Origin of the sequence: Acinetobacter sp. YH12227, from assembly GCF_013417785.1 — a bacterium.
GTDB lineage: Bacteria > Pseudomonadota > Gammaproteobacteria > Pseudomonadales > Moraxellaceae > Acinetobacter > Acinetobacter gandensis.
The window spans coordinates 1-15,555 of the sequence record NZ_VPDH01000077.1; the positions used below are offsets into that span (position 1 = coordinate 1).

General features: G+C 37.4%; 11 protein-coding genes, 4 pseudogenes, 1 riboswitch and 1 other annotated feature. Of the genes and pseudogenes, 9 read left to right on the plus strand and 6 right to left on the minus strand.

Annotation, left to right across the window (positions count from 1 at the left end; genetic code table 11):
• Window positions 1–171: 171 nt before the first annotated feature.
• The 6 genes and pseudogenes from FTV09_RS14455 (at window position 172) to FTV09_RS14480 (ending at window position 5,901) form a co-directional block, all read left to right on the plus strand.
• Window positions 172–801, plus strand: coding sequence for a DMT family transporter (locus tag FTV09_RS14455; protein ID WP_257222905.1), 630 nt, complete (start codon window positions 172–174; stop codon window positions 799–801).
• A gap of 356 nt (window positions 802–1,157) precedes the next feature.
• Window positions 1,158–1,269: riboswitch (guanidine-I (ykkC/yxkD leader) on the plus strand.
• A gap of 28 nt (window positions 1,270–1,297) precedes the next feature.
• Complete coding sequence (locus FTV09_RS14460) at window positions 1,298–2,035, plus strand: urea amidolyase associated protein UAAP1 (RefSeq protein ID WP_180058718.1); 738 nt, start codon at window positions 1,298–1,300, stop codon at window positions 2,033–2,035.
• Between the two features lie 15 nt (window positions 2,036–2,050).
• Window positions 2,051–2,704, plus strand: a complete 654-nt coding sequence (locus FTV09_RS14465; protein ID WP_180058719.1) for an urea amidolyase associated protein UAAP2 — start codon at window positions 2,051–2,053, stop codon at window positions 2,702–2,704.
• Window position 2,705: 1 nt separating this feature from the next.
• Window positions 2,706–3,021: pseudogene (locus FTV09_RS14470) on the plus strand (biotin carboxylase N-terminal domain-containing protein); the annotation flags it as partial.
• An 8-nt stretch (window positions 3,022–3,029) separates the two neighbouring features.
• Window positions 3,030–3,368 (plus strand): annotated as a pseudogene (locus tag FTV09_RS14475) (DcaP family trimeric outer membrane transporter); the annotation flags it as partial.
• Window positions 3,369–3,756: 388 nt separating this feature from the next.
• Complete coding sequence (locus FTV09_RS14480; protein WP_257222904.1) at window positions 3,757–5,901, plus strand: TonB-dependent receptor domain-containing protein; 2,145 nt, start codon at window positions 3,757–3,759, stop codon at window positions 5,899–5,901.
• Between the two features lie 188 nt (window positions 5,902–6,089).
• Here FTV09_RS14480 and FTV09_RS14485 read toward each other — a convergent pair whose 3' ends face one another.
• Window positions 6,090–7,514: an amidase gene (locus tag FTV09_RS14485; protein ID WP_067766730.1), complete on the minus strand. Its 1,425-nt coding sequence runs from the start codon at window positions 7,512–7,514 to the stop codon at window positions 6,090–6,092.
• Between the two features lie 160 nt (window positions 7,515–7,674).
• Window positions 7,675–9,087 carry a PLP-dependent aminotransferase family protein gene (locus FTV09_RS14490; RefSeq protein ID WP_180058721.1) on the minus strand — a complete coding sequence of 471 codons (1,413 nt, stop codon included), beginning with the start codon at window positions 9,085–9,087 and terminating at the stop codon, window positions 7,675–7,677.
• A 225-nt stretch (window positions 9,088–9,312) separates the two neighbouring features.
• On the opposite strand from FTV09_RS14490, the gene FTV09_RS14495 reads away from it, so the two are divergent.
• Entirely contained in the window at window positions 9,313–10,116 is an 804-nt protein-coding gene (locus FTV09_RS14495) for a hypothetical protein (RefSeq protein WP_180058722.1), read from the plus strand.
• Window positions 10,117–10,182: 66 nt separating this feature from the next.
• Here FTV09_RS14495 and FTV09_RS14500 read toward each other — a convergent pair whose 3' ends face one another.
• From FTV09_RS14500 to FTV09_RS14510, 3 genes and pseudogenes are all read right to left on the minus strand, one after another.
• On the minus strand, window positions 10,183–10,341 hold the full coding sequence (locus tag FTV09_RS14500; protein WP_167348724.1) for a hypothetical protein: 159 nt from the start codon (window positions 10,339–10,341) through the stop codon (window positions 10,183–10,185).
• 320 nt (window positions 10,342–10,661) lie between these two features.
• Window positions 10,662–11,615, minus strand: a pseudogene (locus FTV09_RS14505) (IS3 family transposase); the annotation flags it as partial.
• Window positions 11,490–11,606, minus strand: a sequence feature (AL1L pseudoknot). (Overlaps the previous pseudogene by 117 nt.)
• A gap of 67 nt (window positions 11,616–11,682) precedes the next feature.
• Window positions 11,683–12,219: a TetR/AcrR family transcriptional regulator gene (locus tag FTV09_RS14510; RefSeq protein ID WP_067766742.1), complete on the minus strand. Its 537-nt coding sequence runs from the start codon at window positions 12,217–12,219 to the stop codon at window positions 11,683–11,685.
• Window positions 12,220–12,471: 252 nt separating this feature from the next.
• Between FTV09_RS14510 and FTV09_RS14515 the strand changes: the two genes are divergently transcribed.
• The gene (locus tag FTV09_RS14515; RefSeq protein WP_180058723.1) at window positions 12,472–13,392 is read left to right on the plus strand and encodes an alpha/beta hydrolase; all 921 of its coding nucleotides are present in this window, start codon (window positions 12,472–12,474) and stop codon (window positions 13,390–13,392) included.
• Window positions 13,393–13,786: 394 nt separating this feature from the next.
• On the opposite strand, the gene FTV09_RS14520 is transcribed toward FTV09_RS14515, so the two are convergent.
• On the minus strand, window positions 13,787–14,068 hold the full coding sequence (locus tag FTV09_RS14520; protein WP_180058724.1) for a DUF6530 family protein: 282 nt from the start codon (window positions 14,066–14,068) through the stop codon (window positions 13,787–13,789).
• A 272-nt stretch (window positions 14,069–14,340) separates the two neighbouring features.
• Here FTV09_RS14520 and FTV09_RS14525 point away from each other — a divergent pair.
• Window positions 14,341–14,928, plus strand: a pseudogene (locus FTV09_RS14525) (Tn7-like element transposition protein TnsE); the annotation flags it as partial.
• Window positions 14,929–15,555: the final 627 nt, after the last annotated feature.

Sequence of the window (15,555 nt, forward strand, 5' to 3'; positions counted from 1 at the left end):
CACTTTAGATATTTGTTTAAGATGAGATGTAACTCATTGAAATGTGTCATCATATTCGTCGTCAGAAAACAAGTATTATGCCATTATTTCAATGAGTTATCTTTTTTTGTCGTGTACAAAGATTTTTATGTATTAATTGCGGCATTAAGCCAAATTTTGGCAACCATATTGATGGTTCAGTTATTTAAACAAAAAAACTATGCGATTGGCGTTGGGCTAGCTAAAAGCGAAGCTATTTTAGCAGCCATAATTGGAGTGGCATTACTGGGTGAGCATTTAAGTTTATTGGCCTGGACAGGTGTTTTTCTTGGTGCTTTTGCCATATTTTTATTGAGCAAGGGCGGATTACAAAATAGTAAATTTTCGTGGAATACCTTAATCATTGGTACAGCAAGCGGTTTATGTTTTGCAATTACGTCGCTACTAGTTCGCCAAGCCAGTTTACAGTTAGATATGCTGCCATTTCTACATCGTGCAGCTTGGGTCTTAGTGAGCATTACTGGTATTCAATGCAGTGTTTTACTACTTTTTTTAGGAATTTTTAAACCCGCAACTTTCATTGCAATGTTTCAGCGCATAGGTTTAATTACTAAAATTAGTTTTTGCAGTTTTGCTGCTTCACTCGGCTGGTTTACTGCCATGAGTGTACAGTCTGTTGCTTTGGTCACAACACTCGGACAAATTGAAATATTATTTAGCCTCCTTATTTCAGTCTATTTCTTTAAAGAAAAACTAGTCGCAAGCGATCACTGGGGACTGTTTTGGGTAGTTATTGCTGCGACCTTGGTTATTTGGGCTTAGTGCTCGTTTTTCAGGCTTTGACGTTTTCGTTAAGCGTTATATTGAAGCAAAATTCATAAAGTTAAACTGGCGAAAATTTGGCTAAAACAAAAATAATAATAAAAAGTCACTTTAAAAAATAATTCTGCACTTTCTATGTGCATAAGCACCTCTTGAGTGCTCATGACTAAATTATCTTCTTTTGAAAGTCTCTTAATTCCATTATTTATTAATCCGTATTGCATTTTTAGCCAAATGATTTACTTATTCCTTTGGCTCTATGTCTTGTGATATCAGTATTTTACTCATCTTTAGTAATACGAAATAAAAATACCGTAATACTAAACTGGCACAGCCTTTGCATCTATCTAACCCATCATAAAGTGATCTAGGGTTCCGATGCATGAATATTCATGTATGTCCGAGACCGAGAGTTCACGGCTTAAGTTTCAAACTCAAGCTACACGGAGGGATAAAAGCCCGGGAGGTAAACCGTAAAAGATTGGGATGGATGCACATGAGCACAATAACTTATCACGAAGATCAAGTCCTTTGGACGGAACGTTTACCGGGTGGACACCACTGGTCAGCACGCATTCAGCGTGGTGCAGTATTACAACTTCAATCCTTAGGCAAAAATGCCAATGTGGCACTGTACTGTGTCAATAGCGAAGACAAGCTCGAACGCTATAACATGCCAGACAGCTTAAAAGGGCAACATACGGCATTTTTAAGTACAGGACATATCCTTGCATCTGACCTGGGTCGCGCGATGGTCTCTATCGTCAAAGATGACCACGGTTGGAATGATGCGTTCAGTGCACCAAGCACTGCACAGCAAATTGAACAACAATTTGGTTCAAAAACCTTTCAAGATGCACGCAACGACATGTACCGTAACGGCAAAGATTCTTTACTGCTTGAAATGACCAAGTTTGGTTTATCTGCAACAGACCTCAGCAGTACGTTAAATTTGTTTTCTAAAGTTCAACCGGATGACCATGGCAAACTTAGCTATGTAGCATCTGATAATACGAATCAAGTGATTGAACTGCGTTTTGAAATGGATTGCTTGGTGTTCTTATCATCCGCACCTCACGCTTTAGATAACAGCACGGAATATGCGCCTGCCGATGTTCAGCTTTCATTGTTTAAAGCACTTCCTTTACTTGATACCGATGTATGTCGTGATTCATGTCCACAAAATCAGCGTGCATTTCAAAACAACAATCGTTACTACGCACTCAGCGCTTAATTAGGAGGATACAACATGACAGCTTTAGTGAAATTAGAAAAATCAGTATTAAGCGAAGTTTGTCCTGCCGGTGAAGCATGGATGTGCGAAGTCAAAAAAGGGCAATATTTCCGTATTGTGGATTTAGAAGGCAACCAGGCGGTGGATACGCTGTTTATCTCTGCTTCAAATCCTGAAGAGCGTTATAGCGCAACCGATACACTGGCAATCAATCAGCAGATTTATTTAGAAAAAGGCACAGCCTTATACACCAACTTTAGCAATAAAATTGCCACCATTCATGATGATAACTGTGGTCGCCACGATACTTTAGGTGGCGCATGTTCATGTGAAAGTAATACCGTTCGTTATTCACATGACAAATTTCCAATGCACAGTTGCCGTAACAATTTCATGATTGCGCTGTCACAGCATCCAATTGCCAAAAAGCATGGCTTAAACGTGCGTCACATCGGTCCAAACATTAATTTCTTTATGAATGTGCCTGTGACATCTGAGGGTCATTTAAAATTTGATGATGGTATTTCTGCGCCGGGTAAATATGTGGAAATTAAAGCGGAAATGGATTTGATCGTGCTGATCTCCAACTGCCCACAACTGAATAACCCGTGTAATGCTTATAACCCAACTAAAATTCAATTGATCATCCGTGAAGGCGAGGACGCATAACATGTTTAATAAAGTCTTAATCGCCAACCGTGGTGCCATTGCGTGTCGTGTCATTCGTACCCTTAAAAAATTAGGCATCCAATCGGTTGCGGTCTATTCGGAAGCCGATCGTGATTCATTGCATGTGACTTTGGCGGATGAAGCAGTCTACATCGGTGAAGCCCCAGCGAGTCAAAGCTATTTAAATGTCGATAAAGTTTTAGAAGTTGCCAAACAAACCGGCGCACAAGCGATTCACCCGGGTTATGGTTTCTTATCTGAAAATGCTGATTATTACCATGTGAAAGGCGACAGCAGTTTTATTTCTTGGACCAACCAAGGTTTTGTTACCAATGTGGATAAAGACATTATTGCCACCAATGAGTTTGATTCCATTACCATAGGCTTAACACAACAGCTTTCGGCGCAATGGCATGGCACTTTAGGCTATGGCTATATGAAAGCGGATAATAATGCTGACTATATCAACGCATTAACCGATAAAACCAAAGCAAATAAAAATCTTTGGCAAGCATGGGGCAATTTATTTTACAGCCCAGTGAAGCCTATTAGTGTAGGTTTGGAATATGTATATGGCGAACGTGAAGCTTTTGGTGCTGCGCCGAATGGTAGCACTAAGGGGGAAGATAACCGTGTTAACGCAGTGGTCATGTATAACTTCTAAGTATGTAGTATTTGTCAGTACGCTTTTAAATCTGTATTAGCTAGATATTGATTTATTTAAAAAAAAAGCCAAGCCATCATCAGGTTTGGCTTTTTTAATGCCGATCATCTTTATTTTTATTCATTTATCAGTTGGTTCAATGATACGGTAACAGGAGCTATAGCATGCTGAATTTTTTATTTAACGATTTTGATACTAATCAGAAAAATATTTTTGACCAAAAATTATAGCTATACGATTTATTTCATTTAACAAATAGCCTAGATAAACATATTTAAAATAGGCTATCAGTAAAAATTATAAATTTTGAAATATTTTGATACATACATGCTGAGAAAACACACTACAATCCTTGCCGTTAATACAGTTTTACTTAGCAGACATAATCATGGATGTACCTCAATTTTCTCATAATCATAAAATGCCGCTTTCCGTTTTAAGCTTAATGATACTGTCAGCCTTGGCACATCAAAAAAGTGATGCAGCGACTGCGGGATTATCTGAAAATGTCTTGCCAGAGATCACTGTGCATGTGGCTAAAATCTCTACATCGGCTCAAAAGAAAAAAGAATTAGAAAAATTGAGTGGGGCAACCAATTATATTGCCAAAGAATCACTACAAAGTGTCATTAAAAGCAATAATGCAGATTTATTTGAAAATCAACCGGGGATATATGCAGCATCTTCAGGCAATGAAGGGGTCAAGTTGTCTATTCGTGGCTCTGGCATTAACCGTGCACCGGGCGCCCATGCTTCGGGACTGTATGTGACTTTAGACGATATTCCATTTACCGGGCCTGGTGGTACGCCGTATGAATTGCTCGAACCACTTTGGGTTGACCATGTTGAGGTATTACGTGGTGCCAATGGTTTAGAGCGTGGGGGTTTAAGTCTGGGTGGCACGATTAATTATGCAACGCCTATCGGTAAAGACGCGGCAAAACTGCAACTGCATCATGAAATGGGCAGTCGTGGTTATCAAAAAAGTGCCATAAGCTCAGGTCAGCAGATTGGAGATTTGGATTATTTTATTTCTCTAACCTATGGTGAAAATAACGGTTATCAAGATCATTCTTCAAGTCAGAGTAAGGGCATTGCAACCAATGTCGGTTATCAAGTGTATGACAATGTTGATACCCGATTTTATCTGCGTTATCGAGAAACCGATCATCAAACACCGGGACGTCTTACTCAAAAGCAAATTCAAGACGATCCAACTCAAGCAGTGGCCAGTAATATTGATTTAAATAACCATCGTCCGCAGCCGGGAAGTTTATGGCTGGCAAATAAAACCAATGTAAACTTGGAAAATGGCGATCTGTTGCAATTGGCTTTGGCCTATCACCATTATCCAATGGATTTACAGGAAGGCTATTACAATACTGATGTCGATTATGATGATGTCAGTACTTTAATCAATTATAAGTTTCAGCGTGAATTCTGGGCAAAGGAGAGCCAAAACACGATTGGCTTTCGGACGACCACTCATTTACCAGCAGGCACAGTCATCGAACGTCAGCGCGTAAATATTGGAAATTATCCTGCGGGAACAGAAACACGCCATTACACCTATCAAGGCGGGGATTATGTACTACATGCTAGTAATGCCTTGGCACTCAACTCACAACTTTGGTTAGATAGCCGCTTAGCCTTGGCCTATACCCATCGTGAAAGTGAAGTCACTTGGCCGGTTCAAAGTGAAAAAGAAAATAATCGCGAGTGGAATCTTTTACCGTCACTTGGTGTGCGTTATCAATACACGCTAGACACGCAATTGTTTGCAAATATCAGTCGTAGTTTAGAAGCGCCGCATCCTTGGTCGTTAATTTGGGGATCGGATCATTATTTTGTAGATCAAGGACCAGCAACGGGACGACAAAGCGCACCGACTCATTTAAATACGCAAACAGCTAATACAATTGAGCTGGGAGGACGGGGGCAAAGCTTAGTTGGCGCATGGAATGTGGCTTATTACTATGCAAAAGTTAAAAATGAACTTTTAGCGGTGGAAATTGCTACAGATCCAAAACAGATTATTGCTGAAAGCAATGCATCCGATACGGTTCATCAAGGTGTAGAAATTGGCTTAGACAGTCCATTATGGCAAAACGACGCATTGGGCAAGCTTAATCTGAAGCAGTCGTATACCTATAACGATTTTCACTATAAAAATGATGCAGTGTTTCATAATAATGAATTAGCTGGTATTCCAAAGCATATTTACCAAGCAGAACTGCGTTATCAACATCCCTTAGGTTTCTATGCAGGGCTAAATACCATATATGCCTCTAAAGCACCGACAGATTATGCTAATAGTTTTTATGTAGACAGTTGGCAAACGTGGGGCGCAACACTCGGTTATACACAACCTGAAAAGTCATATTTGGCCTGGTTGGATTTTAGAAATATCAGCGACAAAAAGTATGCATCGACCATTACACCGGGATATAACGATAATGGAAATGATCCTGCTCGTATGACCCCGGGAGATGGTTTTGGCGTATATGCGGGGCTAACTTATAATTTTCATTGATGTTGGTGATTGAATTTTTTTCTATACCATCACTATAAGCTAAAGGGAGAACTAGATTCTCCCTTTAGCTTATAAATGACTTTTTCAAGTGCTTTAAATCTTTAACTGTGATGCCCAAGTCGCTTCAATTCAATAAATTATTCAATGAAGCTTGTTAAATAAAATATCCGAATAAAGATAAAAGATTATTAACTTACATCCTGAATGCGTCGCCAAGGTTTCGCTTCTTCTATTTCATAAGCCAATTCAATCAACGTTTTTTCATCACCAATATTTGCAGAAATTTGCATACTAATCGGCAAGCCATCAATTGCTGTTTGTCCCATCGGGATTGACATGCCCGGTGCACCAACTACGTTTTGAATCGGGGTAAAAGTCACGTAGTTCTGTATACGTTCAAATAACTGATCAAATGGCAGTTGTGGCGACAAATAGCCAATCTTTGGTGTGGTATGGGCAAGAACAGGAGATAACAGCACATCATAATGCTGAAAAAGATCTCGGTATTGCTGCTGCATTTTCTTTAAACGATAGATAAATAGCGGGGTTTTATAAAAATTCTTCTTATATAAGTTAGAAAGACCGAGCGTTAAGTTATCTAATTCTTTCCGATTAAACTCGGGGCCAAAGACTTTCTTACCAAAGGTTGTCAGCATAAACGAAAGGAAGCCCCAATACTCACTAAAGTCGTTCACAAAGCTTACTGATATAGGTAGGGCTAACTCTTCCACATGGTGACCCAAATTTTGTAGTAACTCACCGGTATTCTTTAGGGTTTGCGTAGTTTCAGTATCAATAACACCTGTAATGGATTGAGGGACTAAGCCTATACGCAGACGACGCTTGGATGGCCCATGAATTAAGCCGATGCGCGGAAGTACTTTATTATAATAACTAGATTCCATACCTGCATAAAAATGGGCTGTGTCACGCACACTTCGGGTGACTACACCTTCACTAATGATATTGATTGGTAAAGATCGAGCTGCGTCACTGTCATAAGTACGACCACGACTCGGTTTTAGACCAATTAGCCCACAACATGCCGCAGGAATACGAATCGATCCACCACCGTCATTGGCATGAGCAATCGGAACGACACCCGCAGCAACGAGAGCTGCAGAACCGCCAGATGATGCACCACAGGAATAATCCGTATGCCAAGGATTATAAGTCGCCGTGCCATCCTTATATTCCGTACTGGCATTGAGTCCAAACTCTGGTAGTTTGGATTTACCCAATACCACAAAACCTTGATCTAGTAATTGTTGACTAATTTTTGGGTTATTCGCTGCTGCACGTGCGTGTACAGCTACAGAACCATGATTCGATGGCAGTCCCTGATAATCTAGATTATCTTTAAAGAAAAATGGAACGCCTGCAAATGTTCCATGCTCAATATAAGTCTTATTATTTAAAGCCTGTTCAAAACAATCTAACTCAATGGCATTTAAGCTCGGATTAACGAATTGTGCACGTTGAATGGCTGCTTCTGTTATTTCTTGGACGGAAGCTTGTTTTGTTTGAATAAGTTGTGCGATTGCTACGGCATCTAGGTCAGACAGCACATCATTGCGAAAGGCATGTATACGCTTATTTGAGTTATCTTCCATGAAAATTCAACCTATTTTTTTGTTTTATAATATAAATGTGAAATGAGTGTAGCAGTAAATATCCTTATATAAGGCTGTTATAGTGCCAAACAATATTGAACTGATCTTAATCATGACAATGTAAATTGTCAATTAAGTCAAAGGAAGTAGCTTGCAAAAATTACGTAGCTTCAAAGGTACCTATGCTATGAAGCAGGGTATCTACAGCTTGTTGGAACTGTTCATTCCATTCAAATGAACAATTCAAGCGTAAGCATTGGCTCTTTTGCTCTGATACATTAAACAATTGGCCTGGAGAAATGCCAATATTTTGTTGAATAAGTTGCTCATAGACTTGCATGCTACTGACAGATTCAGGCAGTTTTAACCAAAGAAAATAACCACCGGGATAATAGTGTAATTTACAGCCTTTGGGTAAATGACTTTCAATATACCGATAAAACTGTAATTTATTTTGTTGTAGGCTCTTACGCAAAATGCGCAAATGTTTTTCATAATGATAATTCGAAATGAAATCAACCAAGGCATTTTGCAGTAAAGCATTGACTGAAATCGTACTCATGAGTTGTAAATGTTGAATATGCTGAGAATACTTACCGGCATAAACCCAACCAACGCGAAAAGCTGCTCCTAAAGTTTTAGAAAAAGAAGAGCAGTGCAGTACCAAATTATTTTGATCATAGTATTTCATTGGTAATGGTTTTTGTTGACCGAAGTACATTTCTTCATAGACATCATCTTCAATCAAGTGGACTTGATATTGATGTAATAACTCCGCAATTTTCAGTTTAATTTCTTCATTGACAGTAAAGCCAATCGGATTATGCGCATTTAGCATTAACCAACAGACTTTTACAGGATAGGTTTTCAAGATATGTTCAAAAGCTTCCAAGTCAAAACCATGCTGTGGATGCTCAGGAATTGTAACGACTTTGAGCCCTAAACGTTCTGCAGCCTGTAATGCACCATAAAAAATATTCTGTTGCAGCACAATATAATCACCAGGACAGGCTATCGCTTGTAATGAAAGATTGAGTGCATCCATGCATCCTGATGTAATGACAATGTCATCTGCATCAGTTGGAATACCTTGCATGCAGTAGCGCTGCGCGATTAGCTTTCTTAAAGATAAATTACCTGGTGGTAAATTATCTATCGCATCATAGCTTTTTTTGTTACGGGCGATTTGCCCCATAATTTGCGTGAGTTTTTTAGAAAATACCAAATCCTGTGAGGGAAATGCAGAGCCTAAAGGAACAATATGTTCGCCTTGGATTGACTTTAAATATTGAAAGACCCGCGAGTTAATTTCTACTTTAGAATTAAGTGAAACAATTAAAGGACGTGCTAATTCAACGTCAACAATAGTATTTGATACATAATATCCAGATTTTTCCCGTGCATAGATTAAGCCACGTGACTCTAATTCTTGATATGCATTCATTACTGTAATTAAGCTAAAACCTGAAATCTGTACTTGTTCACGCAGCGATGGTAATTTTTCGTGCGCTTTTAACGTTCCATTTTCAATTAAATGGCGTATTTGCTTTGCAAGTTGTTCAGATTTATACATGGCTGTATGTGCTTCATATGTTTGTTATAAATATATCAAGAAAAATTCAATAGAAATAAAATTTATATAACAGTTGATGCTATAACTATTAAAAATTGCAAATTATCTGTGTATTCATCTTCAATTTTAGTCGCTGTTATAGCTTTTAATTCGACTTCTGTATCTAGTTTTATCTAGCAACAACGCCATAATTCATTAGTGTTTTGTCTTGAAATGGAGCTTTAAATGTTTGTAGCCAGTGAATTAACCGTATTAAACCAATTACTGGTGGATCAACCCATTTCAGATGCTGTAATGAAACGTTTAAAACAAGAGAATAGTCACATTGAAGCGACTTTATTGAGAACAAGGGTTTTGAGGCAAGTCGAGCAGGTGGGTTATATCGCAATTAATCAGGAAAATATGCAAGCAAAAGCTGAAAATATGGCCTATTTATTTGCACCTGTGATATTGGCTAACTTAAACCAAAAAGTGATGTATAACACACCAAAAACGATTGAAAATACTGCAATTTTGGGTCACTATTATAATGCTGAAACATTGATTGAAAATATTAAAATTGATGACTTATTGGACAGTTTGGGATTGTATATTCAACTTGATCCTATTGATTTTAATGAAGTTGATTGTTTTTACTATAATTTAATCAATAGCTTATCTAACTCAAAAGTATCTAAAGTGATTTGTATAAGTCGTTTAAGTATTAACCAAGATAATATCAAACAATTAGAACACGCTTTAAATGTACAAATACAAGTACTGCATCCAGAAATTGAAGCTATCAATTTTGATTTAAATAAAATCAATATGTTGAAACTGTTATTTAAGAATAAAGATAACGAGCATGCAGAGTTATGCCAAAAGTATTCTTTTATTAATGCTAAGTTGTTAGAGTTATTAGGTTTATATCAATTTACACAAGCTCAAACACTTATTGAAGATATGTTTTATTCCGAGCATATTTTTGAGAAATTATCTGTCTATGGTGAATATATGCAAACCCGTATTCAGCACAATAAGAGCTTATAAAACTGTGTAGTAAGTTAAAAAAGCAGTTATAAATTAACTGCTTTTTAATATTTGAATTTCTAAGTCTTACGGTAGATATGAGTTATCTGCACCAACTACAAAGGCTACACCAATACAAAACAATAGCGCGTAAATCCCGAACCAAATAATGGCACGTTTGAAGGCTTTATCAGAAATTTCACTGTCAGCATATTTTTGCTGTTTTTTCGGTTCTTGATCACTCATAAGATTTACTCGAAATACCTAATGGTTGTAGGTGATTATTCATGGTTCTATGAATGAGGGATAGATACAAAAAAAAGATAAATTTCTATAACAGTTATAGTTCTGTTTACATGGAACAAATAAGTACATATGTTGTTAATGAATAATTAAAAATGTTAGATCAAAAGTAAGTCTTAAACGATAAATCTATATAAGGCGTAGAGAATGAATTGTTTGTATATGAGATAAATGCAATGGTTACTTAAACAACATGTAGCGTAAGTTAGTTGTAGATTTTAAATTGAACCGTACCGGGTTTGTCGGAGACTTTTTTATTTAAGTTAGGCCACCTGACCTAACGGGTTAATCTTATCATAGTACATTGCTTCAAAATCAAAAGGTGATACATAACCTAGTGCACTGTGTACACGCTTTTTATTGAACCAATCTACCCAGTTTAGTGTCGCAAGTTGTACATCTGCTAAACCTTGCCAATCTGCTTTTAGATATTCAATTACCTCTGTTTTGTATAAGCCATTCACCGTTTCAGCCAAAGCATTATCGTATGAATCACCAGTCGTACCGACTGATGCTCGTAAATTTGCTGCTTCTAAACGATTGGTATAGCGAATGGAAAGATATTGCACACCTCTGTCGGAATGATGAATCACATTCTTTGGCATGCCGCGATCATGCAATGCTTGCTCCAATGCATCGAGCACCATATCTGTATTCATCCGTGTAGATACTTTCCATCCAACAATTGCTCGTGAAAACACATCAATAATAAAGGCGGTATAGACCCAGCCTGAATGAGTTTGAATATACGTAAAGTCACCGACCCATAGTTGGTTTGGATGATCAGCACTAAAATTACGTTTCACTAAATCATCTACCCGTTTTTGGTCATCCCGGCTACGGGTAGTTTGTTTATTCTTACCGCGCCAAACACCTTGTATACCTAGCTTCTGCATCAATCGAGCAACTGTACAACGTGCAATCACATAGCCTTCACGTTTCAGTTGTTGCCAGACCTTACGCACACCGTATCGACCTGAACTTTCTTTCCAAATTCGTTTAATCTCCTCAGCATGATGCAAGTCATGTAAATCTCGCTTTGCTCGATGTTCTGGATTTTCGCAGAGATCTAGAGTCCGGTAATAGGTTGAAGGTGCGATCGGTAAAATTCTACAAATCGCCTCGACTCCGTACAGCTCTTTATTATTATGGATAAAATCCACCATTATTTGTGTGGGCGGTCGAGCTCCGCCTGGGCGAAAAAAGCGGCTGCTTTCATCTATACATGATCAACGCTGAAGCATTTTAGATCGTTGTCCTATTTCATTTCTCTTCCTTATTCACTTAATACTTTGCAAGCAAAGCCTTACAAATTTCTCGTTTCTCTGGCTCTGAAAGTTGATGCGATAGAAGTCCTTCAATGGTGAAAACCGCGATTTTTACTCTTGTCTCAATAAGATCATGTGCAATCTCCAATGTCTGTAGCTCTAACCGCAGCAATCCTTCGACCAAGAGATGAAATTTTTCATGCCACTCTCGTAGTTCTGTGGAAAACTTTATTCTTGCATGTACTGTACTGACTAAGCGATTCGCTAATTGAAGCTGCTCAACGACCCAAATTAAACGCTCAGTAGGATCTTGCGTCGACTGCAAGATATATGCATTCAAATGCTTGGTTAACTCAGCATTTAGAATACTAACTAAAAGTTCATCTTTATTTTTGAAATACCAATAAATGGTATTGGGTGCAACCTGCGCTTCATGTGCAATACGATTGATTGAAGTCGCGTCATAGCCTTCGTTTAGAAATAAATCACGCGCAGCATGGATGATCTCTTCTTGTTTTTCTTCACGATCCTGTACGCGCTTATTACGAGCCATTAAATTTCTCACTCTTATAAAAAAGTTGAATTGCGAGTACCAAAACAATTCAAAGACCACATCGTAAATTTTTCTTGAATGTGATTCAAGAATATCGTTAAAATGAGTGATCTTGAATGCCATTCAAGAAAATTAAACAACAAGAATGCTGCACTGAGGATGAATGAAAATAAACGTATTCCTCTGGTGTACTTTTAAATAAAAACAAGATGGAACGTTGTCATCGTTATATCTGAGATTAGGTCAAATTCTATGTCGAACCGTAAATATCCCGATACATCTAATATTCAAAAATCTATCCTTAAATCTACATTTGTAACGGATGGCATTCCATGCTCTGCAACACTTCATGTTCCTGTAAAGATTGAAGACAAAGCATTGCCTGCCATTTTGATGGTCGGAGGTTGGGGGAGTGTGCAAGGTGCTTTGACGACCTCTTTTATCAATCACTTTGTGGCGGATGGTTATGCCATGATGGAGTTTGATTACCCGGGCTGGGGCTTAAGTGGAGGCTTGCCACGACAAGATATTAATCCTTGGCGACGTGTAAAAACGGTGAATAGTGCATTAGCACATTTAAAAAATTTACCCCAAGTCAATGCACATCATATTATCGTTTGGGGCACATCATTTGGTGGAGGTCATGTTGTTGATCTGGTTTCACAACATCCAGACTTGAAGGGTGCGATTATTCAAGTACCGATGTTGGATGGCGTCAGTACGGTACGTTCAGTTCCCGTTAAGCAAATGCTGAAATTTTTAAGCTATGGTGTGGCTGACTCTGTCAAACCGGGTACTCGAATTTGTATACCGACCATCTCTGAAAAAGGAGCATTTGGGTCGATGGATCGTGATGGGGCTTGGAATGCGTTGCAGCTGGCACTGAATGCACATGATCAAAAATATGATAATCGTGTGACTGCACGTTCTCTGTTAACCATGGGCTTTTACCGTCCTTGGAAACGTTTAAAAGATGTCAAAGTTCCCATGCTCATTATTGGCGCAACACAAGATACTGTTGCGCCATTTGTCGCGGAAAAAATAGAAAAAGTAAATAATCCATTACTTAAAGTGATTGAAATGGAAGCAGATCATTTTGATCCTTACTTCGAACCATATTTTCCAAAAAATCTGCAATATCAATTAGATTTCTTAAAGAGCCTAAATGAATAGTCCATATCCCGATAAAAATATAAGACATATATAAGTCCTAAAGATCATGCTATAGCAGTAGATAATTAAAGAAGCCTAATGCTGTATTGCGCTTCTTTAATTTAATTTTTGAGTAATTTTTTTAATTCTAGCCGTCGTTAATATCATTGATCTAAAATATGTAGTAAGTACGCAGCTTTGGATTGAGTTATGCGTTGATCGCAGATTTCCTGCAAGACCGACAATCGTTTAAGTTCTTTATCCGACATAGACACCAACATATCAAACCGTCCGCTAAGGAAATCGCAAAAGTGCATATTCTAAAAGCGGACATTTTTACTTTGGAGAAACCGGACATTTCTATTTTGGAGTTACACATTTCGTATAAGGTGTATTATGTTAATTTTAGAAATGCTTAATAGCCAAGAGTCTTTAAATATTTAGATAATCTTTTGAGAGATTCATCTAAATGTTTTTGATCTTTTAACATTCCACCTTTTAAAACATCAATAAGATCAGAGTTTTTTGTTAGATCAATTTTAAAATCATCACATATAGGCAAAGTATCATTTTTAGCATAACTCATAGAAGCACATAAAAGGCTAGCTAAATCAAATACTCTATGAATTGGTAGCTCCTCTGACTGTCTAGACCATTTTTCACCTGTATATCGCCAGACCTTGGCTGATAAATCCATATTTGTTTTTGAGTAATAAAGTTAAATACTAAGTAATAAACAATAATACTTAGTAACAAAGTTTCATACCAAGTTTCAAAAAAAAGAAAATATATTCATTATTTTCAGCATATTGGAATTTTGGTATGAAACTTTTTTTATTTTAATAGAATTATACTTAGATTAGCCTTGTCTATAGTATGATATTTTAACAAATATCATTCAAATTTAATATCAATAAAAAGAAATACTTACACACAATATAGGATGACACTTTATTACTTTCATATACTATTATCGTGGATGATGCTAAAGAGTATATTGATGAATTAATTGGTGATGTAAATGCCGATGAACCAGGAATTGGCGGTACAGTTAAAGCTGGTGATTTTGAGGGTGCGAAGGATCAAACTGATGATGCCCATTTATATCTAGACCGTTTCTCCGCTTTTATGCAGATGCTTTATAAACTTGAGGAAAAGTATGGAATACAATATTCATTGACTTCAAAAATTTTGCCTACAGTACAGGGGTTTACTAAACATCTAAAGTCCGATAATAATCCACGCTGTATTGCTGAAGTACATTTTCTGCATCAAGGTCAGCATTTCATTTTACTCGAAGTTGATACATCCGATAATGCAAATCGTCTGTCAACACAATTGTTAACAATAAAAGATATGAATTGTTGGGAAAAAAATTATGAAAAAATTCGCAAATATATAGTTCAAAATACTCTTAACTGGCCAATTAGTTTCATTAAAGAAATAGCAAGTCGTCAGGCTAGATTCAATCACCCACGTATTGATGAAGGACAACAAGTTGCTATTGATGACTTAGAAGGATGGGCAAAACGCATTTACGTAGGGTTAAATAAATAGATAAGCTTTGTTGCACAAAACTATTCCTAGTATCTTCTTCAGCAACATAATTTTCAAATGAAGAAACGAGAGTGTAAATAATTCTGTGTAAATACCGTTTTAAAAATACTTGGTTACACGCTCTTCAAACATGATACTAAAGCGATGCCATTAAACTTTCTCAGTCTTTTTTGACATAAGACCAGAATGATTCAATACCGTTGATGTGTGAGTTGCCTCCAGCAAATTCATTGTTACCATGAAAGACTATACCAAGCAAACAAAGGAAGCCACCTCAAATGGCGTACACTTTACTTTTAACTTTGGTTGATGTGTGCTGAAAAAACAGGAGGATTACCGCATTGAAATGGAAGTAACGACAATAGCCATTGCGGGAGAATCGGTTCGAATTCTATTGTGGCATTAATGTTGCTCGGGTAGTGATATTTTAGTTCATCTATGAACTTAGTTGCATCATATGGGGGCGTTATAAAAACAGAATTAAAATAAATTTTAAGTACCGCAGATTCAAATCCCAAGTGCAACACATTTGTAGTTAGTTGAAAAAGTTAGGTGTATTCATAGAATCATTAGACTTTTTCAACTCGCAATTGGAAAGCACACAATGAAGAAATACACCCAACTTTC